Annotated in this window: 18 protein-coding genes and 1 pseudogene; 9 read left to right on the plus strand and 10 right to left on the minus strand. The window is 47.1% G+C overall.

The window, feature by feature from the left end; translation table 11 throughout:
* Both QT990_RS32210 and QT990_RS32215 read right to left on the minus strand, forming a co-directional pair.
* A partial coding sequence (locus QT990_RS32210) for a protein kinase domain-containing protein (RefSeq protein WP_333144276.1) occupies positions 1-1,007 on the minus strand: 1,007 nt, incomplete at its 3' end.
* A 170-nt stretch (positions 1,008-1,177) separates the two neighbouring features.
* Positions 1,178-1,849 (minus strand): hypothetical protein, encoded by a 672-nt coding sequence (locus QT990_RS32215; RefSeq protein ID WP_333144275.1) that lies wholly within the window; start codon positions 1,847-1,849, stop codon positions 1,178-1,180.
* Positions 1,850-2,434: 585 nt separating this feature from the next.
* Here QT990_RS32215 and topA point away from each other — a divergent pair.
* The 3 genes from topA to QT990_RS32230 all read left to right on the plus strand — a co-directional run bounded on the left by topA (position 2,435) and on the right by QT990_RS32230 (position 6,858).
* Entirely contained in the window at positions 2,435-5,206 is a 2,772-nt protein-coding gene (gene topA / locus QT990_RS32220) for a type I DNA topoisomerase (RefSeq protein ID WP_333308355.1), read from the plus strand.
* 191 nt (positions 5,207-5,397) lie between these two features.
* Positions 5,398-5,643, plus strand: a complete 246-nt coding sequence (locus QT990_RS32225) for a hypothetical protein (RefSeq protein ID WP_333214705.1) — start codon at positions 5,398-5,400, stop codon at positions 5,641-5,643.
* Positions 5,644-5,901: 258 nt separating this feature from the next.
* Positions 5,902-6,858 (plus strand): MrcB family domain-containing protein, encoded by a 957-nt coding sequence (locus QT990_RS32230; RefSeq protein WP_333308357.1) that lies wholly within the window; start codon positions 5,902-5,904, stop codon positions 6,856-6,858.
* Positions 6,859-6,991: 133 nt separating this feature from the next.
* Here QT990_RS32230 and QT990_RS32235 read toward each other — a convergent pair whose 3' ends face one another.
* Together QT990_RS32235 and QT990_RS32240 are read right to left on the minus strand one after the other, a co-directional pair.
* On the minus strand, positions 6,992-7,420 hold the full coding sequence (locus tag QT990_RS32235; RefSeq protein WP_333308359.1) for an HNH endonuclease signature motif containing protein: 429 nt from the start codon (positions 7,418-7,420) through the stop codon (positions 6,992-6,994).
* Between the two features lie 5 nt (positions 7,421-7,425).
* A complete protein-coding gene (locus QT990_RS32240) occupies positions 7,426-7,797 on the minus strand; it encodes a hypothetical protein (RefSeq protein WP_333308361.1) in 372 nt (123 codons plus the stop codon).
* A gap of 537 nt (positions 7,798-8,334) precedes the next feature.
* Between QT990_RS32240 and QT990_RS32245 the strand changes: the two genes are divergently transcribed.
* On the plus strand, positions 8,335-8,577 hold the full coding sequence (locus QT990_RS32245; protein WP_333300834.1) for a hypothetical protein: 243 nt from the start codon (positions 8,335-8,337) through the stop codon (positions 8,575-8,577).
* A 102-nt stretch (positions 8,578-8,679) separates the two neighbouring features.
* On the opposite strand, the gene QT990_RS32250 is transcribed toward QT990_RS32245, so the two are convergent.
* The 3 genes from QT990_RS32250 to QT990_RS32260 form a co-directional block, all read right to left on the minus strand.
* Positions 8,680-9,033, minus strand: a complete 354-nt coding sequence (locus tag QT990_RS32250) for a DUF5615 family PIN-like protein (protein WP_333025693.1) — start codon at positions 9,031-9,033, stop codon at positions 8,680-8,682.
* A 4-nt stretch (positions 9,034-9,037) separates the two neighbouring features.
* Positions 9,038-9,364, minus strand: a complete 327-nt coding sequence (locus QT990_RS32255) for a DUF433 domain-containing protein (RefSeq protein ID WP_333144268.1) — start codon at positions 9,362-9,364, stop codon at positions 9,038-9,040.
* A gap of 132 nt (positions 9,365-9,496) precedes the next feature.
* Positions 9,497-9,625 (minus strand): DUF433 domain-containing protein, encoded by a 129-nt coding sequence (locus QT990_RS32260; protein WP_333308398.1) that lies wholly within the window; start codon positions 9,623-9,625, stop codon positions 9,497-9,499.
* Positions 9,626-10,611: 986 nt separating this feature from the next.
* Here QT990_RS32260 and QT990_RS32265 point away from each other — a divergent pair.
* The 3 genes from QT990_RS32265 (at position 10,612) to QT990_RS32275 (ending at position 14,793) form a co-directional block, all read left to right on the plus strand.
* Positions 10,612-13,086, plus strand: coding sequence for a phosphoketolase family protein (locus QT990_RS32265; protein WP_333466219.1), 2,475 nt, complete (start codon positions 10,612-10,614; stop codon positions 13,084-13,086).
* Between the two features lie 140 nt (positions 13,087-13,226).
* Entirely contained in the window at positions 13,227-13,871 is a 645-nt protein-coding gene (locus QT990_RS32270) for a DUF416 family protein (RefSeq protein ID WP_333109192.1), read from the plus strand.
* Between the two features lie 283 nt (positions 13,872-14,154).
* A complete protein-coding gene (locus QT990_RS32275) occupies positions 14,155-14,793 on the plus strand; it encodes a histidine phosphatase family protein (protein ID WP_333109190.1) in 639 nt (212 codons plus the stop codon).
* A gap of 46 nt (positions 14,794-14,839) precedes the next feature.
* On the opposite strand, the gene psaK is transcribed toward QT990_RS32275, so the two are convergent.
* Positions 14,840-15,100, minus strand: a complete 261-nt coding sequence (gene psaK / locus QT990_RS32280) for a photosystem I reaction center subunit PsaK (protein ID WP_333109188.1) — start codon at positions 15,098-15,100, stop codon at positions 14,840-14,842.
* 228 nt (positions 15,101-15,328) lie between these two features.
* Here psaK and QT990_RS32285 point away from each other — a divergent pair, with 228 nt between their 5' ends.
* Positions 15,329-16,540: an acetate kinase gene (locus tag QT990_RS32285; RefSeq protein WP_333466220.1), complete on the plus strand. Its 1,212-nt coding sequence runs from the start codon at positions 15,329-15,331 to the stop codon at positions 16,538-16,540.
* Positions 16,541-16,821: 281 nt separating this feature from the next.
* Here QT990_RS32285 and QT990_RS32290 read toward each other — a convergent pair whose 3' ends face one another.
* Positions 16,822-18,147 carry an AMIN domain-containing protein gene (locus QT990_RS32290; protein ID WP_333144087.1) on the minus strand — a complete coding sequence of 442 codons (1,326 nt, stop codon included), beginning with the start codon at positions 18,145-18,147 and terminating at the stop codon, positions 16,822-16,824.
* A gap of 90 nt (positions 18,148-18,237) precedes the next feature.
* Between QT990_RS32290 and QT990_RS32295 the strand changes: the two genes are divergently transcribed.
* Complete coding sequence (locus QT990_RS32295) at positions 18,238-18,795, plus strand: NUDIX hydrolase (protein ID WP_333144086.1); 558 nt, start codon at positions 18,238-18,240, stop codon at positions 18,793-18,795.
* A 48-nt stretch (positions 18,796-18,843) separates the two neighbouring features.
* Here the strand turns inward: QT990_RS32295 and QT990_RS32300 are convergent.
* A pseudogene (locus tag QT990_RS32300) lies at positions 18,844-22,185 on the minus strand (DUF4347 domain-containing protein); the annotation flags it as partial.

Consider the following 22,185-nt stretch of genomic DNA (forward strand, 5'->3'; position numbering starts at 1 on the left):
AGCATCATTTCGGTGCTGCCTCTGCTGACTCGCTCAAAGGCTGCTAATAAGGTTTCAACTTCTGTTTCTCTGCCGTAGAGCTTTTCGGGGATGAGGAAATGGTCTGTAATATCCCGCGTTGCCAATGCAAACGTCTCAATTTTACCCGTGTTTTGTAATTGAGCCAGACAAATCTCTAAATCGTGTTTCAGTCCTAATGCACTCTGATAGCGATTTTCCGCATCCTTGGCCATCAGTTTACTAACAATTTGGGATAAAATTAGGGGGACTTCGGGGTTGATTTGATGTACGGGAATCGGCTGTTTGGCTAGATGACAATGCACTAACTCCATTGGGTCGTCTGAGTCGAAGGGTAACTGTTTTGTCAACAATTCATAGAAGGTGACACCCAGCGAATAAAAGTCACTCCGATAGTCAATGCCTCGATTCATTCTTCCTGTCTTTTCTGGGGAGAGATAAGCTAAGGTTCCTTCGATGGTGTTGGGATTCTGGATTTCTTGGGTTTCTCTCAGCAGCAGGGAAGAAATACTGAAGTCAATGAGTTTAATTTGTTTGCTATGTGGGTTAATCAGAATATTGGCTGGTTTGATATCTTTATGAATAACTCGGTTTTGGTAGAGAGAGTGGAGAATATTTGCTAGTTCCCTGGCTAGGGTGAGAAAGTTTTCTAAAGATAGAGATTTATCGGGTTGGTTTTTATCAATTGCTACCTCGGCATAAGTAGACAGGGACACTCCTCCAAAGTCCTCCATTATCAAAGCATAGGCGTTTTTGTAAGGTGTTAAATCGAGGGGTTCAACCACTCCAGGTAGACGTAGATTTTTGGCGATGGTATATTGGTTGCGGAATTGCAGCAGTTCGCTGAAGCTGGGGTATTCGTTTCGCAGCAGTTTGATGACGACTGGAGTCCGATCGCACTCCCGAACACCGCGATAAACTAGAGTGCGAGACCCTGCATAGAGTTGTTCTGTTATGCGATACCCAGGCAGGTCAGTAATTCTCTCCATTTTCCAGTCCTCAATAAATTGGGGGTTACTATATATCTAGTTTACTCAGCAAACTTGGAAAATTCTCAATGGCCTCTAATGTTCCTGCACTTGTCAGTCCGCCTTCTGTACGAACGATCGCAGATCCTTCGATACAGCAGCCATCTTATTAATTGTTTTACGGCTTTAGATTACCAACTGATAATAAGCGGCAATCCCGGTCGAAAATCTACCTGTTGTCCCTGCACTTCTCCATCAAAACCAAGCTCCACAAAATACTCGGTTCCTATCCGTAACTTTAGCTGATTTGTCTCAAGCACTGCTTGAAGTTCAGGTGACGGATTATTGGCAGCAGGACTGACTAATTCTACACGAGTAATTTCGCGGAAACCAACACCATGATCCAAAGGCTGTGACTTATCAGCAAAGTATTGATCTGGACGTTTACCAAAGGAAATTTGGAAAAGCATCGGCTCAGTCAAAACATCACTATTTGTTCCTACTGCGATACTCATCGTTTCAGATAAATAAGGTGGACGATATGCCCAACTAGAAAATGCAACTGTGTCCTCAGAACCTTTGGCGGGACGCAAACAGATGCCAAATGGACACGCACCATTATTCCGATTTGTCGATCGCTCCCAAAGACGAGTCCGATGAATTGGCTCAGACTTCGCCTCTTCTGGATCGTGAATCCATAACAATTCCAACATTGCGTTATGGAAAAAGAAAGAGCGATTGGCTGTACCTTGTCCGCGATGAATGCGAGATGCACCCTCAACTAAACCAAAGGATGATAAACGATTAGCTTCGGAAGCACCAATATCAGTAAAGATGAAAAGATGGTCGAATTCAAATGTCATAGCATTGTTCATAGAATTGAGCGATCGCTCAATTAATTTTAATCCTCTGTGATTGCTTTAAATCTTTCTTCCCAATCTAAAATCTAAAATCTAAAATCTAAAATCGGTAGTCCCAAACCTCTACTCAGTAAATCTTTCCCAATCTAAAATCTAAAATCTAAAATCTAAAATCTAAAATCGCCCGATCGATAATCCCAAACCTCTACTCAGTAAATCTTTCCCAATCTAAAATCTAAAATCTAAAATCTAAAATCTAAAATCGCGCAATCGATCGCCCCAGCCTTCAAGTTACAACCAGATTGAGGAACCATCCGCCCGCATCCTGCAGTCTCAACATCCAGTTAGCGACAATTCTGCTAGAGTCAGGTCATCATCCCGTGCATCTTGTAGAGAGGCGATTCGCAGCCTCTGCCCCCAAAGCAGTAAAATCCCATCACATTGTCACCTGCCACCCGATCGGCAGTAAGTTAAAAATTAAGGTAGTTTGAAAATAATCGCCCAAAGTTGAAAGAAACCTTGACATCTGACCTAAACTCTCTAACTTAGACCCTCTAGCTGCGCTGCCATCCATATTTAAAAGATGCCATGTCAACCTTAGTCATCGTCGAATCTCCTACCAAAGCCCGCACCATCCGCAACTTCCTGCCCTCCACCTACCGTGTAGAGGCATCGATGGGCCATGTCCGCGACCTACCATCCTCCGCCGAAGAAATACCAGAAGCCGTTAAAGGAGAAAAATGGGCGCAACTGGGCGTAAACGTGGAAGCAGACTTTGAACCCCTCTACGTCATCCCGAAAGATAAAAAGAAAATTGTTAAAGAACTCAAAGACGCCCTCAAAGACGCCACAGAACTGATTCTAGCCACTGACGAAGACCGGGAAGGCGAAAGCATTTCCTGGCATTTGCTGCAAATCCTCAAACCCAAAGTTCCCATCAAGCGGATGGTGTTTCACGAAATCACCCGCGAAGCAATCCGCGATGCTTTGACTCACTGCCGCGATATCGACAATCGAGTTGTACAAGCCCAAGAAACTCGCCGAATTCTCGACAGACTCGTCGGTTACACACTCTCTCCGCTACTGTGGAAAAAAATCGCTTGGGGTTTGTCCGCCGGTAGAGTGCAGTCAGTCGCTGTACGCCTGTTGGTGCGGCGGGAACGGGAACGCCGCGCTTTCCGCCAAGGTAGTTACTGGGATTTAAAAGCCCTTTTGGAAAAGGGCAAGATTTCCTTTGATGCCAAACTCGTGACTGTCGGCAATGTGAAAGTTGCAAACGGCAGCGATTTTGATGAAAATACCGGGCAAATTATCGCAGGCCGCCGTGTACTTTTGCTCAACGAAGAACAGGCGCGGGCTTTACTCTCACGCATTCAAAACAAACCTTGGACTGTCGGGAATATTGAAGAACGGCCAGTCACCCGCAAACCTTCGCCGCCGTTTACGACCTCGACTTTGCAGCAGGAAGCTAACCGCAAACTGAGGCTGGGTGCGCGGGAAACCATGCGAATTGCCCAAAGTCTGTACGAACGCGGTTTTATCACCTATATGCGGACGGATTCGGTGCATTTGTCCGAACAGGCGATCGAAGCGGCGCGCAGTTGCGTGCAAGAACTTTACGGTAGCGAATACCTCAGCCCCCAACCGCGCAAATACACCACGAAAAGCAAAGGCGCCCAGGAAGCCCACGAAGCTATTCGTCCCGCCGGCAGCACTTTTCGGACTCCGCAGCAAACGGGATTGGATGGGATTGATTTCCGCCTCTATGATTTGATTTGGAAGCGGACTGTCGCTTCTCAAATGGCCGATTCCCGCCAAACTCACGTCACTGTATTAACTCAGGTAGAAGATGCCGGTTTCCGTTCCAGCGGGAAACGCATTGATTTTCCAGGCTTTTTGCGCGCCTACGTGGAAGGTTCCGACGATCCGAATGCGGCGTTGGAAGACCAGGAGGTGATTTTGCCGGCGCTGAAGGTGGGGGATAAACCTAATTGTAAGGATTTAGGGGCGATCGGGCACGAAACTCAACCTCCCGCCCGCTACACGGAAGCTTCTCTGGTGAAAATGCTTGAAAGCGAAGGTGTGGGCCGTCCGAGTACCTACGCGAGTATTATCGGTACAATTGTCGATCGGGGATATGCGAAATTAATAGCTAACGCCCTAATTCCGACATTCACCGCTTTCGCCGTCACGACTTTATTGGAAACACATTTTCCCGATTTAGTAGACACCGGTTTTACTTCCCGAATGGAACAAACCCTCGATGAAATTGCCACCGGCGAGGCGAAATGGTTGCCGTATTTGCAAAAGTTTTATACAGGGGAAACCGGACTCGCAACCCAAGTTAAAGAACAGGAAAGTCAGATTGATGCGAAAGTTGCCCGAACTGTGGTACTGGAGAATATTTCTGCTAAAGTCTGCATCGGCAAATTCGGCGCATACCTGGAATCTGAAAGCGAAGAAGGCCTGGTAAAAGCATCGATTCCCCAAGATTTGACGCCGGCAGATTTAGACCCGGAACAAGTGGAGTTTCTGTTAAAGCAAAAAATGGAAGGCCCGGAAAAATTGGGTCTTCACCCAGAAACCGGGGAACCGATTTATGTGCTGATTGGCAGTTATGGGCCATACGTTCAGTTAGGGGATGTTTCGGAAACGAACAAGAAACCGAAGCGGGCTTCTTTACCGAAGGGGACGGATAAGGATAGCGTGACGGTGGATATGGCGGTGAGTTTGTTGACTTTACCTCGGTTGTTGGGCACTCACCCGGAGACGGGGGCGAAGGTGCAAGCTAATTTGGGGATGTACGGGCCTTATGTGGTGCATGACCAGGGTAAGGTGGGGAAAGATTATCGATCGATCAAACCGCCGGATGATGTTTTGACGATCGAGCTCGATCGGGCATTAGAATTGTTATCGCAACCGAAAGCCGCCCGCGGCAGCAGCAAAACAGCTAAACCTTTGAAGGAATTGGGCGCGCATCCAGAATCGGGAGAACTTATCAATGTTTACGACGGCCGTTATGGGCCCTACGTCAAACACGGCGATATCAATGCTTCTTTGGCGAAGGATGAATCTGTGGAGAATTTCACCTTACAAAAAGCACTGGATTTGTTAGCAGCGAAGGAAGCAGCGGGCGGCGGAAAATCTAGCAGCAAGTCGAAGAAGTCAACTAAGACTGCGGCGGCGAAATCGGAGACTGCGGCGAAGAAAACAACTACTGCGAAGAAAACCACTGCGGCGAAGTCAGAAACTGCGGCGAAGAAAACAACTGCTAAAAAGACGGAGACTGCGGCGAAGAAAACCACTGCTAAGAAGACGGCGACTGCCACAACAGCCAAGAAAACAACTAAGTCAAGTTAGCAGGATTTACGCACTGTACGGTCAGAAACCGGGTTTTTTGCAATAATTTGTTTTAGCAGACAGATTCGGTAAAAAACCCGGTTTCTTCGATCGCGCCGTGCGTAAGTAGGTCGGCTCTTTCTAAAGTAATCCTTTCGTTCTCATGATATAATCAAAACTATCCATGTAGTAATTGGAGTAATTGAATCACCATGATAGCTGAACTTATGGTACAACCTTCCTACTGGATCGATCGTGAGATTTCGATTGAGAAAGTCAGAAATCTTTACTTATTCAAATTTACGGAAAACCTGCAAACTAGATTAGAAGAACTAGCCGACAGAAAAAAGGCTAATCTTTTAACTTCAGAAGAGGTTGTAGAATTAGCAAGCTTACTAGAACTAGATCGGATTTTTACCTTAATTAACGCTAAAGTTATAGCAGCCTCATGTCCGTAAACCGCGCTACTAGAAATTTAGTGGCTTGTAGGGTGCGTCCCTTTCGATGGAGAATGCAGTAATTAAAGTTTCTCTGGGGACGCACCCTACTCGATCCGCTACCATATTATAATGGAATTTTATCGTAAAAAAACAGGACTCCATTTCGGGAATATATGGAAAAATATACAAATGAGTTCATGTCCTTTGACCTAAGAATTCCTCGATCTTCTGGAGGCCAACCAATCAATCTCACTATCAATATTGAGGCCGTATCATATGGTGCTTAAACATTGCCTGGAGAAAGTAGTTCTTGAGTATCCAGAAGCTAGCAAAGATAGCTTTACAGGACACCAATTTGCTAGCTATTTCAGAAAGACGATCCCAAAATCTATAGAGTCATTCTTACATCTCCCCGATATGTACAGCATTAAAGCTTCGGCCGGTAACGGTGCTTGGGCTAAAGTTCCTTGGATTGCAATATTTAATAAATTAGTCACTGAGACTGTAACTTCAGGATTTTACTGTGTTTACTTTTTCCCTGTGGATGGCTCTGGTGTTTATCTTTCTTTAAATCAGGGTATTGCAGATATACGCGATGAGTGTGGGCTTCCTGGATCAAGAAATATGGTGAGAAATCAAGCAATATTTTTTAGAGATACCCTTGGAGAAGAAGCGATTAAAGATTTTTCTGATTCACTAGACTTAAAGCTAACTTTCATTTCTAAAAAAGACGCTAGAAGATTGGGGCAGGCTTATGAAGCAGGTAACATTGCATCCAAATTTTACCCTAGAAATGAGATACCTGATGATGAGGTATTGACTGACGACCTCAATAAAATCCTAGAAATTTACTTTACTCTTTTTGAAAAAGTTTTTTTAATAAATGATATTCAGAACTCCGAGCCAAAAAAAGACGACTGGTTTGAAGATTTGACAAAATATAGAATACATAGACTTACTGAAAGAAACCAAAGTTTATCTAAAAAAGTCAAGCAGTTGCAAGGTTATATATGCAAAGCTTGCGATTTCAACTTTGAAGCTCGATATGGAGAAGTAGGCAAGCAATTTATAGAGGCGCATCATACTGTTCCAATATCAAGCTTGAGCAAGGCGAAAATTAAATTAGATCCAATACAAGACTTTACGGTTCTTTGCTCCAACTGTCATCGCATGATCCATCGAATTAAGCCAACGCCAACTTTGGAGGAATTCAAGAAAATATTGAAGATGTAAAATGCTAAATATGCTGAGCTCGCGCCCCCAACGCCGCCCAAACCCCATATGCCTCACCTCGCGCTGGTCTAAAATCTCCTCAGTCGCCAAAAAGGCGATATGTGCGATCGACCTTTTGTGAATCTCAAACCTTTTAAGGAGAAATGTCTGTGGGCGGATGCCATCCAGCACTAACCCACTGACGCCTGACAGTAACAGCAATAGGATTGTTTAGTTGTAGTGCTGTTACTGTTGCGCGACCGCAATCTGTAAGTCCAATAATTTCTGTAGCATCTTCACTCCAAGCAAAATTTTGTGACCATTGTTGAGTGCGCGGATTAAACAACTTAACGTGCTTTTGCGTGACCTGATCGAATGCGTCTGTTTGGGTTCCTTTGTAATTATTGCACAGACTACAAGCAAGCCAAAGATTTTCTTCCTCGTCAGTACCGCCAATCGCTTTAGGAATAATATGGTCAATTTCCAGTATTCCCAAAACATACATTTGTAAACTGCGACAATAACCGCATCGGTTTTGAGCTTGTGCGCGAACTCTGGCTCGAACTTGTTCGGAAATCGCCATTTTGCTTATCCTTTTAATGGTTCCAGCAAGCCGCGCCGCACAGCTTCATTTAAGGCTTGAGCTTGTCGCAATAGTCGAGTTTCATATATGTGGATTAAGCCCTGCAATTCATCCAGTTCTACAGATGCGATCGTACCGGATTGTTGGCGGTCTAGCAATTCACTCAATCGTTGTTCTTGGAGTGGTTGCAGCCGGAGTTGAGTCTGAGTTATTACTTCTGAATCAGACAGTGCTGATACTGGTTTAGCGGTTGGTAAGAGAAAATTTTCCAGAGTTTCTACTAGAATCTCACTCACGGTGCGGTGGCGTTGCTGCGCTAGCAATTCTGCTTGGTGATAGACTTCATCTGGCAGATTTAGGGTGATTTGGGCGGTCATAGGTGCAAAGCTATGAAACTAATATTTATATTATGCCATATTTTACTTTGAGTATTAGACATCTGCCAAAAAGAAATGAAGCAGGATCTCGCTTGCTAAAAATACGGCGACAGCGACAAAGAAGAAAACTAAGTGAAATTAGTTGAGTTTTCACTCATCCAGAAACCCGGTTTATTAAAAAAACGGAGTTTCTTTATTTATAAAATACTAGACAAGCTGGCAAAAGTTGGTTTGTACTTCCGTCCTTAAAATTCTCTTCCTTTGTCTCATAAACGTCTGCGGGGTTCCATCGCCCCTATTTTTTTTGAGACATCTCAACTCCAACTCTTGTCAAGCCTAGCTTTTCTGCTTACTTGTCACCCGTCAGCAAAATCATCCTATTTACTTATTGACAATTGCTCCTCTCTGCTAAATTGTCAGGGATCGAACATATAAGGTTAAAAATTGTATCATAAGCAACAGAAAGTACCCAATCTTTTATGTACCGCTCTACAATGGACAAAAGAAACAAGATTAAGAGGCGCGATCGCTATGGGTATGAATGAAAACCTAGACTGGGAAGAAGCATTTGAGTACAGAGCGGGCTTGACAGTGGAGTTGAAGTCCCAGCCCGGGGTTTTGCATAAGATCGCTTACTATGAAGTGATGATGGTACCGCCCATCTGGTTAGAAAATGACCCGCGTCCCCGCTATTCCCACGAAGTGCGAGTCGTTTCCCACCAGCCAACTGTGTCCAATGTTTGCCGGATTTCAGAGTGCCCTGTTTTAGTCGCCTCCTAGGTTTTTTCAGCGGGAAATATCGGCGATGGCCTCTAGCCAGCAATCAAACCGATGCAGGGATTTTCGGATTGAGATTGCTTGAGTTTACTTTGTGGCGATCGCTTAAGATATAGATGGCGACCCAGAACGATAGACGCGAATCAATTGACCTGTTAATGTTGCAAGTGAGGAAATAGCTTCATTAATGTTAGTCGCCATTCTTGCTAAGTCATCATCTGCCTTACAGACAATAATACCAGCATGGTCAGGCTGTGAGCTGTGCAGTCTAATAAAATGACGGCGATTGAGAGTTAAAACAGCTCGATTTTCATTGACTGCAAAAGCTAACACTTCTTCGTCAGGAATTTTTTGGTTATCTTTTCCGGCTTCTTGCACTGTCAGAATATTGTGCCCCATCTGGCGCAGCAATTCTACAACCTCTCGGGGAAATTGTTCGTCACCATAAAGACGCGCCATCATTTCAATCCTCGTCATTTTCGCGGATAGCTATTTCAATTTCATCGGGAAAAGCTGCCGCATAAGTCCAGGCATTTGCTAAATCAGTAGCGGTTAGTGTGGGATAGTTATCTAAGAGTCGAGACTCGTTCATACCCAAGCGACGAAAACTTTCCAGTACCCAAACAGGAATGCGAGTGTTTCTGATACAAGCATCACCGCCGCAGACACCGGGAGTCTTGCTAATTCCTTGCCAGGTGTTGGCTAAGTTCTGGGTTAATAATTGGATGATTTGAGCTTTCTCGGTTGGCGTTAAAGCCAGAAGTTGCGCTTCTAATTCTTTGATAGTCATAGAAATTTTGGTACTTATGAAATATAGCGGTTCTCAAGCGTGGTGAGGTATGCGGGCTCCTTCCTATGCCCATACCCTATGCCCTATGAGCACCTCATGTTAATGAGAAAGGCTATATGTATGTATTTGCTATTATAGTGCGATCGCCAGGAGTCGAGACTTGTTCATACCCAAACGACGAAAACTTTCCAGTACCCAAACAAGAATGCGAGTATTTCTCCTACAAGCATCACCGCCACAGGCACCGGGAGTTTGGCTAATTCATTGCCAGGTGTTAAGCTTTTACGCATCTAAATTGTATTTTTGGGCGGGCGGAACGCTAGGGCCCCTAATCCCCACAAGAATTTGCTCGAATTTGATTGTCAAATTTAGATGCGCCTCAGCTTAGCTAAATTTTGGGTTAATAATTAGATAATATGTATTGGTTGTTATACGCAATTCCTTTCTCTCGGATCTCTTCCTCTACGCCCTCTGCGCCTCTGCGATTCATAAAAAAAAGCCCGTTTACAAATGAAATAGCCTTGCTATAGCGGTTCTCAATAAAATGAGGTACACACCGCTCGCAACTGATGCCCACGGAGGCCACGGAGGCCACGGAGGCCTATGCCCGCGAGAGCACCTCATGTTACTGAAAAAGGCTATATATCTTTTTAACTTCTTGATAAAGCTCTAAATTATAAAAATTGCTCACCCTTTTACCCTGAGCTTAAACGAACACAAAAAACTTTAAGATAAAAAAAGTCATACCATTTTAGATTTTAAATTTTAGATTGGGAATGACTGAGGACATAAAGCTTTGGATATTGCCTACAGTTGGATTTTTTTTGATAACCGGTATCAGCCATCGGCAGGCACAAAGTACAATCAACTTTAGGTATAAATCATGATGACTTCTACCTTGAGAAGTATATTTTTCGGTACTTGCACAACATATCGCACCACTCGCAACATATACGGATCGGTTCGCAATGCACACTCTACGCAAAATCTGGTGTAAATCCTATTTTCTATTGCTGAATTCCTTGATCCCCGAAAATCGTCGTCTTTCTTCGAGCAGAACTGTGCGATGTTTAGCCAGAAATTAACATTGATTTAAACTTTTATTGAGGCATAAAGGAGCTAGAATTCAATAGTTTGCGTGGAAGACATGGAGGTTAAATACAAAAAGTCTGCTATAACAAATTAATATCGATCGCACTTCTCGATCGCACTTTACAAAACAACCACAACTTAGGAGTCAATCGCTGATGATGCTAGGAACAACCGATCTCCCGCAATTAAAGCCGCTTTCCGACTCAGAACTACACAAAATGAACGCCTACTGGCGGGCGGCAAACTACCTATCCGTCGGACAAATCTATCTCCTCGACAACCCCCTACTCAAAGAACCCCTCAAAATCGAACACGTCAAACCGAGACTCCTCGGACATTGGGGCACTACTCCAGGTTTAAACTTCATCTACGTTCACCTCAACCGCATCATCAAAGCCCAAGACCTCAACACCATCTACATCGCAGGCCCTGGACACGGCGGGCCGGGCTTGGTCGCCAACACCTATCTCGAAGGCACTTACAGCGAATATTACTCGAACATTTCCGAAGATGAAGAGGGTATCAAACGGCTGTTCAAACAGTTCTCCTTTCCCGGCGGTATCCCCAGCCACGTCGCCCCGGAAACCCCCGGTTCGATTCACGAAGGCGGCGAACTCGGCTACGCCCTCGTCCACGCTTACGGCGCAGTCTTCGACAATCCCGATTTGATTGTGGCGGCCGTTGTCGGTGACGGGGAAGCCGAAAGCGGCCCGCTAGCTGCTAGCTGGCACTCTAACAAGTTTCTCAACCCGGTTCGCGACGGGGCTGTGTTGCCGATTTTGCACTTGAACGGCTACAAAATTGCCAATCCAACTCTGTTGGCCCGCATTCCGCAGGAGGAATTGGAAAGTTTGATGGTCGGTTATGGCTACAAACCTTATTGGGTGGAAGGTTCAGACCCGGAAACCATGCACCAGTTGATGGCTGCAACTCTCGATACCGCGATCGGCGAAATTAAGGCGATTCAGGAAAAAGCCCGGACAGAGGGCTATTCGGGCCGTCCCCAGTGGCCGATGATTGTGATGAAAACTCCCAAAGGCTGGACGGGGCCGAAGGAAGTTGACGGTAAGAAAACTGAGGATTATTGGCGATCGCACCAAGTCCCACTTTCGGAAATGGCTTCTAAGCCGGGACACGTCCAACTCCTGGAAGATTGGATGAAAAGCTATAAGCCGGAAGAACTATTCGACGAAAACGGCAAGTTAATTCCCGAATTAGCAGAACTCGCGCCCAAGGGATCTCGACGGATGGGGGCAAATCCCCACGCTAACGGCGGCCTGCTGCTGCGAGACTTGAAAATGCCGAAATTTGAAGACTACGCCGTTGACGTGCAAAAACCGGGCACTGTAATGGCAGAAGCAACCCGCGTTTCCGGCCGCTTCCTGCGAGACGTGATGACACTGAATCAGGAAAACGCCAATTTCCGCATTGTCGGGCCTGACGAGACGGCCTCAAACCGCCTCGATCCGGTGTTTGAAGTGACGAACCGGGTATGGGCGGGCGAAATTTTGCCCGAAGACGACCACATCTCCCCCGACGGCCGGGTGATGGAAGTCCTCAGCGAACATCTATGTCAGGGATGGCTGGAAGGCTATTTGCTGACGGGACGCCACGGCTTTTTCTCTTGCTACGAGGCGTTTATTCACATCATCGATTCGATGTTCAACCAACACGCCAAGTGGTTGAAAACTACTCGTCACATTCCTTGGCGCCGACCGATCGCATCTCTGAATTACTTACTAACTTCTCACGTTTGGCGACAAGACCACAACGGTTTTTCTCACCAAGATCCGGGTTTTATCGACCACGTAATTAACAAGAAAGCGGAAGTGGTGCGGATTTATTTGCCACCGGATGCGAATACTTTGCTGTCTGTAACGGATCACTGTCTCCGCAGTCGCAACTATGTCAACGTGATTATTGCAGGGAAGCAGCCGGCATTGCAGTATTTGGATATGGATTCTGCGATTAAACACTGTACGGCAGGCATCGGCATTTGGGAGTGGGCTAGCAACGATAAAGGTGGCGAACCAGATGTGGTGATGGCTTGCGCGGGTGATGTTCCGACGCTGGAAACGTTGGCTGCTGTTGACATTCTCCGCCGAGATTATCCTGATTTAAAAGTGCGGGTGGTGAATGTGGTGGATTTGATGACGCTGCAACCTGCTAGCGAACATCCCCACGGTTTGTCTGACAAGGATTTTGATACTTTGTTCACGAAAGATAAGCCGGTGATTTTTGCTTTTCACGGCTATCCTTGGCTGATTCACCGCTTGACTTATCGCCGGACAAATCACCCGAATATTCACGTTCGGGGTTACAAGGAAGAGGGAACGACTACGACGCCCTTTGATATGGTGGTGATTAATGACCTCGATCGATTCCATTTAGTTGGAGATGTACTCGATCGCGTTCCCAAACTGAGTTCTGTTGCAGCTTACGGCAAACAAGCTATCCGTGACAAGCTGATCGAACACAGGCACTATATCAACGAACACGGCGATGATATGCCGGAAATCCGTGACTGGCAGTGGCCGCACGCGGGCGCGGTTTCGTCGGAAGCGCCGAAGGAAACGAAAGATCCGACAACGACAGGAGATCAAACCGTGCGATCGGGTGCGCCTGGGTAATTTAGATTGATGGTATCGATCTCGATTATTTTGGTGTAGGGACACGGCAGTGCCGTGTCCTCTTTTTTAGGTACTTGGGGATTAAGCGATTTGAAATTGGCAATTATTGACTTTAGATAGGAGATTTGGAATATAAAATTATGGATCTACACCCTTTTAACTTTGAGGCTTTACAAAAAAAACTAGAGCAACTTCCCCCGTTCCATAGAGTTGCGTTTGCTGCTTCCTGTTGTGAAAGGTTGCTTCCCAATTACAATGCTTTTTCTCGAAAAGAGGTTTGGGGCAGTCCTTCAACTCTGAGAAAAGCGCTTGATGAAATTTGGCAGATCCTAAATAGAAATTCAGTAGATGTGGAGATAATTAATGAATTAAAGCAGGCTTGTGAAAGTGAAGATGTTATGCCTAACGAGGAGTATTTTTGTGGTGCAGGCTACAGCTTTGAAGGGCTTGAAGCTGCTAACGCAGTTTGCTATACATTGGAGGCTTGTCTCGATCCAACCCCAGATTCAATAGTCAAGATAGCAGAATGTGTTTGCCAGACACTAGACTATTTTATTGGGGGACAGGATGAATACGCTTCTTTTAGAGATATTACTTGGAATCAACAAGTAATAGATGAGTATCAAAATCAGATTGCCAGTCATCCATTTATGATTCGAGAAATGGCCAAACAAAGTGAAGATTTGAAACGTTTAGAAGAAAGCGAAACGTTAGATAAAAATCTTATCAATTGGCTCCAAACTTCATTTGACAACGGTGGCAGAAGTTTAATCGATTTATTTTGAATTATTAACTCAGGGCTTATCCACGCACTCTATAATGAAGCTAGCGCGAGCGAGTAATACCTCTTAATCGGCGGTAAAAACAATGCTGGCAAGACAGCCTTGCTAGAAGCACTTTTTTTGAATGTTGCTCCAAAAGCTGGCAGGAAATGCACTATGTCTGGGTTTGATTATGTTATGAAACACAAAAAAGATATTTGGGATTGGGATAATCCTGCTTTCGATGATTTGAAAGAGTTTTTTACACTCTTTTGCTAACATAGTAAAATTCACACACAATTAACTCATGAGCTTAAAAATCTACTTTCTGCGACACGGTGAAACCACTTACAGCAAAACAGGCGGTTTCTGTGGGGCTATCGACCCAGAATTAACGCCCGAAGGTTCTCAAATGGCAGAACAGTTTGCCGCCACTTACGCAAAATTGCCTTGGAATGCTGTTTATGTCAGTCCCATGAAACGCACAATTGCTACTGCAAAACCTTTGTGCGATGCTGTGGGAATTGAAATGCAGCTTCGCGACGGACTGAGGGAAATTAAGTACGGTGAGTGGGAAGGCAAAACAGTAGAAGAGGTCAAAAAAGAATACGAAGAAGATTATATTAATTGGCTGACTGAACCTGCTTGGAATGCACCAAACGGCGGCGAAACTTCGGTGCAAATTGCCAGTAGAGCTTCCTTAGTTATTGCAGAAATTGAGGAAAAATACAAGAATGGAAATGTGTTGGTTGTCTCCCACAAAGCAACTATTAGGATTATTCTGTGCAGTCTGTTGGGGATTGATTTGGGACGTTATCGCGATCGCATTGCCGCTTTAGCAGCTTCTGTCAGTATTGTTAAGTTTGAGGTGCACGGGCCACTGCTGGAAGTTTTGGGCGATCGATCGTACATGGATGAAACTCTCCGCAATTTGCCCGGTACTTGAAATTGCAGGTAGGGCGCGCGCACTGCGTACCCTATACATTCTGCAACTAAATCGCGCCTATGTTAGACAATCCTAAAATAGCACCTGCTCCCAAAATATGACCAAAGGCCATAGTTCCCACAACGGCACCCAAACTCAAACCGCCGAACATACTGGATGAGGGCATTGCTGGGCCTGTGGTAGGCTTCTGGATGGTTGATTTGCCGATCGCAATAGCTACAATATTGCAAAGAATCATAATCAAACCGATCGTGGGGCTCCACTCTACGGTTCTGGGGGCAACGGCAAGTAAAATTGGTGTAAACATCGATCGACTCCTTAAACTTTAGTAAATGAAAATCTGCCTAGAACATATATCAAAAAAATGCAACTGTTCGCTACACATTGCATTAAGAGTTAATTTTTCGACATATTTCTTAAAAAATTTCCCAGAATCTCAAGGTTTCTTCGTCTGTGCAGGCGGATGAAAGTTTGACAAGATGCGATTGCAATCGCCTAGCGATCGAAAGAACGAATCAACAGGACATAATAAAGCATGAAAATACTGGTGTTAAATGCGGGTTCTAGCAGCCAAAAGAGCTGTCTTTACGAGTTAAACGATGTCCTCCCCGATCGACCTTTGCAACCCCTCTGGGAGGCTCAAATTGATTGGACTCACCAGCAGGGTATAGCAGAGTTGAAAGTCAAAACAGCAAAAGGCGAGCGGCTTGAAGAGGAGTTTGCCTCAGACTCTCGCAAAGATGCTATTTCTCGAATGCTGCAGAGTCTTTGGAGGGGAAGAACTCAAACAATTAATGATTTAAAAGAGATTGATATTGTCGGCCACCGCGTCGTACACGGCGGACAAGATTATCAGCAAAGTACGTTAATTTCGCCGGATGTTAAAAAGGCGATCGCCCGTTTATCTGTTTTCGCCCCTGTCCACAATCCGGTTAACCTCGAAGGTATCGAAGCGATTGAAAAAATCCTCCCAAATGTGCCGCAAGTAGCAGTATTTGATACAGCTTTTCACGCACAATTGCCGCCCGCAGCCTTTGTTTATCCCGGCCCCTATGAATGGCTGCAAAATGGGATTCGCCGTTACGGTTTTCACGGCATTAGCCATCAATATTGCGCGCGTCGGGCCGCCGACATTCTGGGTCGAGATTTGGCAGATTTACGGTTGATTAGCTGTCATTTGGGCAACGGATGTTCTCTGGCGGCCATTCGCGGTGGCTGGAGTGTTGACACGACGATGGGATTTACGCCTTTGGAAGGTTTGATGATGGGAAGTCGATCGGGTTCGATCGATCCAGGCATCCTCATTCATCTATTAAAACAATCCGATTTTACTGCTGAGAAACTTGATGGTATTCTCAATCGAAATTCCGGTTTAAAAGGGATTTCAGGCGTGTCTAGCGATCTGCGGCAGATTGGAGATGCGATCGCCCAAGGTAATCAGAGATCTCAACTTGCTTTGGATATTTACATCCACCGTTTGCGTGCCGGAATTGGTGCCATGCTGGCGAGTTTAGGAGGGTTGGATGCTTTAATTTTTACGGCGGGAGTTGGGGAAAATTCTGCTCTTGTACGGGCTGCAGCTTGCGAAGCTTTTGGATTTATCGGGTTAAAATTGGATGAGGAGAAAAATCAACATTCACCGATCGATCGAGATATTGCGGCAGTGGATTCTGCGGTGAGAATTTTGGTAATTCACACGCAGGAGGATTGGGAAATTGCGCGAGAATGTTGGAAACTTTCTCACTAAGGAATGAGAATTAAATAACTTCCACTCTTGAAAGTGGGATGGGCGTCCCGCCCGTCCTTTTTGGACGGGCGGGACGCCCATCCCACAATAACAATTAAAATTGTAAGTTATTTAATTCGCGATCCTAAGTAAATTTTGAACAACAAAGAGGTTCGAGGGAAGAAAAAATTCTTCCCTCTTCCTTCTTCCTTCTTCCCTCGAACCTCGAACCTCGAACCTCGAACCTCTTCCTTCTTCCCTCGAACCTCGAACCTCGAACCTCTTCCTTCTTCCCTCTTCCTTCAAAAACCTAACTGGGGGAAATCTTCCGTTAACTGAACTTGCAAAATTTGGCCGGGTTGAATCGTAGCAGGTTGAGGAGCAGCGACGTAAGTTGTAGCAACACCACCGGCTGCTCCCGCCAACAAACCGATACCAGAAAAGCCGCTCAGCAAGAACAAAGCTAAGCCACCAATACCAGTATTTCGCAACAAACTGCGATCGGAAGGCTCTTGTCGGCGGCCGCCCACGGGCTCCGAGCGAGCGAAGAGAGGGATATTGCGGCCGTTGAGACTAATAGCTTCGACCACAAATCGACTGCCGAGGTTCGTTGTTTCAAACCGGCCTATGACCGGCGTATTAGCAGGTACGATCGTATTACCGCGACTGTCGAGAATTCCCCCTTGCAGCAACAGCACTTCCTCTCGGCTGAGCTTCGCTTGCAGCCGCAAAGCCCGATCGCCCGGGTATAGCAAACTCAGCTCCGTGCCAGCCGGCAACAAGACATTCGCCCCAGTCGCAGCCTGCAAAGAAGCATTCGATCGTCCGCGAGGAAGCGGTTCACCAAAAGTAAGCGTCCGCTGTTGGGGTACCGCAGCCGTTATTTGAGGCTCTAGGCGGGGTAGAGCAGCAGCTTGTACCCCACGGCGTTCGTCAAGGCGAACATTGACTAAAGGCACTCTTAGCGGCCGGATTTGGTCATTTGGAGTTGGCTGCTGCGAATAATTTGTAGCGAGATTTAGGGAAGTAGGAGGCTCAGCTCGATCGACCTTTGAGGCAGCAGTTGAGTTGGAATCAGTCGGCGGCTGGTTTTGCGGTACTTGTATTGCAGGCTGGGGTTGAGTTTCGGGAGTTTCCATAATTGGAGTCGGTTCGATCGAAGGACGCAACACCCAGCGATTTTCTACCCCGCTTCTTTGGAATTGAACTTGCCCTGCGCTGAAACCGACTCCAGGAGCCAAATTGACCAGAATTCTCGCCCTTCCCGGTTGAAGTTGACTCACTCCCACAGAACGCACTCTGCCTTGTGGGTATAGCTGAGTTGCATCTACTCCGATCTCAGTATTGGGCAAATCCACAGCAATCTGAGACGGGTTGAGTAGAGAATATGTGGGGGTTGTGCCCTCTGGGAGAGTAATTTCTAGCTGATTTGTCGCCGGATCGAATTTCCAACTTGTGACTGTAGAAGCATTTGCTGGTTGCTGTGTTGCGGGCACTGCTGCAACTGCGGCGGCGACTGCTAGACTCAGACTCAGTGACTCGATCGCAAACAATCCGGGTGCTAGAGAATTAACAGTCAATTTTTGTAAGTCTGCCCAAAATTTTCGTGGTAATTTTTTGTATGGCATGGCTGCTGGGTGAAATTTTTGATCTGAAATAGATTATGGATGGGAAAATTTTGCCTTCGGATGACGCTGAAAGTTTAGCATTATTGCGATATGAAAAATTTAACTAAATGGAAATTATTGCGATCGCGCTTCGTTCTTAACAACAAGTGGTGTCAGGTTCGACAAGATGAAATAGAATTGCCAAGCGGACAAATTATAGACGACTTTTTTGTTAATGTCCGACCCAATATCGCCCTCGTATTTGCCACGACAGAGCAGCAAGAACTTGTATTAGTGCGCCAATACAGGCACGGAGTAGGCGAAATTTTGCTGGAACTGCCTGCTGGATCTTTCAACCCTGCTGAAGAGAGCGGGAAATCGGCAGCCGCCAGAGAACTTGCCGAAGAAACTGGATATGTTGCTGAAGAAATTTTGGAACTAGCAACCTTATATGATAACCCCGTCAAAGACACCAATTCTATCTACCTATACTTTGCTAAAAATGTCAAGCTTGCTAGCAAAATCCAATTGGATATTACAGAAGATATTGAAGTAGTTTTAGTCCCAATTGCCGAAGTTTTGTTAAAAATAGCAAACCTAGAAATTTGTGTAGCAGGAAGCATCGCAGCTATTTTTTTAGGATTAGAATTTTTGAATAAACAGCGGTAAGGTGCTGTGTGAAAGGAACCCTACACGCTGTTTTTTGTGAGGCCTGTCTTAACGAGAAAGAGTCAGAAAGTCCAGAGCAGTAATAGTATTATTAGCCCCAAAAACCTGAGCCAAAACCTCCCCAGTCTCCGCAACTTGCAGCAGTGTGCCATTGGCCGTCGAGTTAATTTGCAAGGCCTCAAAACTCAAGCCGTCAGCCAGGACAAACTTGTCAGTTCCTACGGAAAAATTGAGCACAGTATCGATACCGCTGAAGGCGTTTAACACAAAGTTATCATTCCCCATACCCCCAATCAAAGTATCATCTCCCCCATCACCAAACAGCCAGTCATCCCCAACACCCCCATTGAGAATATCGCGATCTTTCCCGCCGTAAATAGTGTCATTACCATCATCACCATTGAGAGTATCTTGACCTTCATTGCCGTATAACAGGTCATCGCCACTGCCACCGTTGATGCAGTCTTGCTGGCCGTCTTCACCCACAGCGCCTCGCAGATTTTGCCCGCGATCGCCAAAAATAGTATCGTTACCTTCATCGCCGCACAAAATATCGCTGCCCGAGTCGCCGTACATCAAGTCGTTGCCGGCATCTCCCTGTACTACATCGTCATCCTTGCCACCACGAAGGGTATCGTTACCAAAACCCCCACTCAAAGAATCGGAACTCTCACCCGCATTGAGGAAGTCATTGCCATCTCCCCCAAATAGCAAGTCGCGGCCGTTGGCATCCAACACTAACTCGTTTTGCAAACTACCGTAAAGCGAATCGTCTCCCTCATCGCCGACAATGGTATCGGAACCGAGTTCACCCCAAATCCGGTCATTATCTTTGCCACCATAAACTAAGTCATTACCTTTGCCGGCAAAAATGCTATCGTTACCGCTGCCGCCGCCGATGATATCGCCGGTGTCGTTGCCGAAAATTAAATCACCTTCATCGGTGGCAACTGTACTGCCCGCTGGAGTGCCGTAGTCGCCGACTATGGTGTCAGAACCTAGATTGCCGTAGAGAGTATCCGAGTCAGTTTCGCCGAAAATGCCATCGCCCCCTTTGCCTCCAAACAGCAAATCGAAGCCGTTACCACCTCGCAAGGTATCGTCTTGTTCTTGGCCGTTAAGTAGGTCGTTGCCATCGCCTCCCAACAGTAAATCGAAGCCGTCGGGGTCGCTATCGAGGGAGTTGAGCACGCCGCCAAACACAGAGTCGTCTCCGTTGTCGCCGGAAAGGGTGTCTGGGCCTTTGTCACCCCAAATCAGGTCGTTGTCGATGCCACCGTAGGCGATGTCGCCAGCTTTGCCGGAGTAAACGGTGTCAGAACCTTGATTGCTAGTAATGGCATCGCCTGAAGACCCGCCGAAAATCAGGTCGCCGTCGTTGTCGGTCAAGTCGATGTTGTTGCCGTTGTCGCCGACTATGGTGTCGGCACCGCGATCGCCGTACAATGTGTCTCCATTGCGATCACCAAAAATGCGATCGTCTTGTTTGCCGCCAAATACGGCATCGGTTTGTTTGCCGGCGTAAACGATGTCGTTGTCGAGGCCGGAGGCGATGAAGTCTCGCTGTTGGTCGCCGAAAGCGATATCGCTGCCTGCTTCACCTAACACTGTGTCGTCGCCACCTTCGGAGAGAAACAGTTGGTTAGTTTCGTTTCCTGTTAAGGAATCGTTTCCGGGAGTCCCGATGCTGGTGTTTTGGATGTCGATGAGTTGGGCGGCGTTTGAGTCGAAGTTAAGTATTTGCGAAGGCCGGGGTTGGATAAATGTGATGAGAGGGGGCTGGGGCAAAGGGTCGCAACCGCAACTGGTATCCGGTTCGGGTACTGGGTTGAATATAGGGGTTGGTTCTGGGGCTGGTGTTGGTGTTGGTGTTGGTTGCGGGGCTGGGGTTGGTGTTGGTGTTGGTGTTGGTGGTGTTGGTGTTGGCGCCGGTGTTGGTGTGGGTGGTGTTGGTTCCGCTGCGGGTGTTGGTGTTGGCGCCGGTGTTGGTGTGGGTGGTGTTGGTTCCGCTGCGGGTGTTGGTTCCGCTGCGGGTGTTGGTGTTGGTTCCGCTGCGGGTGTTGGTGTTGGTTCCGCTGCGGGTGTTGGTGTTGGCGGTGTTGGTGGTGTCGGCGTTGGCGGTGTTGGTGGTGTTGGTGGTGTTGGTGTTGGCGGTGTTGGTGGTGTTGGTGGTGTTGGTGTTGGCGGTGTCGGTGTTGGCGGTGTTGGCGGTGTCGGTGTTGGCGGTGTTGGCGCTGGTGTTGGTGTTGTTGGTGTTGGGGCCGGTGTTGGTTCGTTCAGGGGAATGGCAGAGACAGTAGCGCTGGCGGGGCTGGTAGCGCCCTGATTGTCTGTAGCGCTGTAGGTGAAATTTGCTGTTGTAAAGTTGGCTGTCGATTGGAAAAATAATTGGTTAATCTCAGCAGGTGTCAGAATTTCACCAGCGGTGACAATCCGGCCGCCGGTTTCGGGATTGCCTAAAAATATCAGCCCTTCATTTGCTGGTGGGACGGTGTTGATGGTGAAGGATGCGATCGACCCGTCGGGGTCGGTTCCTCCGAGTCCTGCGATCGCCACAGCGCTGCTGGAGGCGATTTCGAGGTTGACGTTGCTAGCTATCGGCCGTAGGTTGGCGGGAGTCGGAGTCGGTGGGAGTGGGAGTGGGGGAGTCGGAGTTGGTGGGAGTGGGGGAGTCGGAGTCGGGGCAGCGGTGATAGCAGTGGTAACTCTTGCCGACGGGCTGCTGCCGTTGTTGTTGGCAGGATTGGGGTCTGGGCTAGTTGAGGTGCTGCTAGCAGTGTTGGCGATCGGGCCACCGGTGGCGGGAACTGCGAAACTGACGGTTCTGTTGGCGCTGGTTGCCCGGGCTAGGGATGGGATGGCCGTCCAAGTCACAATACCTGTAGTTGCGTTGTAACTTCCGCCCTCTGAGACGCTGACTCCTGTTAAACCAGGAACAATGGTGTCGGCGATCGCCACATTGGTTGCCGCACTCGGCCCACTGTTAGTCGCCGTAATTGTGTAGGTGACAGTCGAGCCCGCAGCCGCACTAGCGGGCCCGGTTTTGACTGTCACTACATCGGCACTCTGGGTGATAGCAGTGGTAACTCTTGCCGACGGGCTGCTGCCGTTGTTGTTGGCAGGATTGGGGTCTGGGCTAGTTGAGGTGCTGCTAGCAGTGTTGGCGATCGGGCCACCGGTGGCGGGAACTGCGAAACTGACGGTTCTGTTGGCGCTGGTTGCCCGGGCTAGGGATGGGATGGCCGTCCAAGTCACAATACCTGTAGTTGCGTTGTAACTTCCGCCCTCTGAGACGCTGACTCCTGTTAAGCCCGGAACAATGGTGTCGGCGATCGCCACATTGGTTGCCGCACTCGGCCCACTGTTAGTCGCCGTAATTGTGTAGGTGAC

Source organism: Microcoleus sp. T3_B1 (genome assembly GCF_036700445.1).
Taxonomy (GTDB): Bacteria; Cyanobacteriota; Cyanobacteriia; order Cyanobacteriales; family Microcoleaceae; genus Microcoleus.

Bases quoted from the DNA above. Each gene is read 5' to 3' on its own strand.
- QT990_RS32215 (WP_333144275.1), bottom strand. From the start codon at position 1,849: ATGACATTTGAATTCGACCATCTTTTCATCTTTACTGATATTGGTGCT.
- topA (WP_333308355.1), top strand. From the start codon at position 2,435: ATGTCAACCTTAGTCATCGTCGAATCTCCTACCAAAGCCCGCACCATC.
- QT990_RS32225 (WP_333214705.1), top strand. From the start codon at position 5,398: ATGATAGCTGAACTTATGGTACAACCTTCCTACTGGATCGATCGTGAG.
- QT990_RS32230 (WP_333308357.1), top strand. From the start codon at position 5,902: ATGGTGCTTAAACATTGCCTGGAGAAAGTAGTTCTTGAGTATCCAGAA.
- QT990_RS32235 (WP_333308359.1), bottom strand. From the start codon at position 7,420: ATGGCGATTTCCGAACAAGTTCGAGCCAGAGTTCGCGCACAAGCTCAA.
- QT990_RS32240 (WP_333308361.1), bottom strand. From the start codon at position 7,797: ATGACCGCCCAAATCACCCTAAATCTGCCAGATGAAGTCTATCACCAA.
- QT990_RS32245 (WP_333300834.1), top strand. From the start codon at position 8,335: ATGAATGAAAACCTAGACTGGGAAGAAGCATTTGAGTACAGAGCGGGC.
- QT990_RS32250 (WP_333025693.1), bottom strand. From the start codon at position 9,033: ATGGCGCGTCTTTATGGTGACGAACAATTTCCCCGAGAGGTTGTAGAA.
- QT990_RS32255 (WP_333144268.1), bottom strand. From the start codon at position 9,364: ATGACTATCAAAGAATTAGAAGCGCAACTTCTGGCTTTAACGCCAACC.
- QT990_RS32265 (WP_333466219.1), top strand. From the start codon at position 10,612: ATGATGCTAGGAACAACCGATCTCCCGCAATTAAAGCCGCTTTCCGAC.
- QT990_RS32270 (WP_333109192.1), top strand. From the start codon at position 13,227: ATGGATCTACACCCTTTTAACTTTGAGGCTTTACAAAAAAAACTAGAG.
- QT990_RS32275 (WP_333109190.1), top strand. From the start codon at position 14,155: ATGAGCTTAAAAATCTACTTTCTGCGACACGGTGAAACCACTTACAGC.
- psaK (WP_333109188.1), bottom strand. From the start codon at position 15,100: ATGTTTACACCAATTTTACTTGCCGTTGCCCCCAGAACCGTAGAGTGG.
- QT990_RS32285 (WP_333466220.1), top strand. From the start codon at position 15,329: ATGAAAATACTGGTGTTAAATGCGGGTTCTAGCAGCCAAAAGAGCTGT.
- QT990_RS32290 (WP_333144087.1), bottom strand. From the start codon at position 18,147: ATGCCATACAAAAAATTACCACGAAAATTTTGGGCAGACTTACAAAAA.
- QT990_RS32295 (WP_333144086.1), top strand. From the start codon at position 18,238: ATGAAAAATTTAACTAAATGGAAATTATTGCGATCGCGCTTCGTTCTT.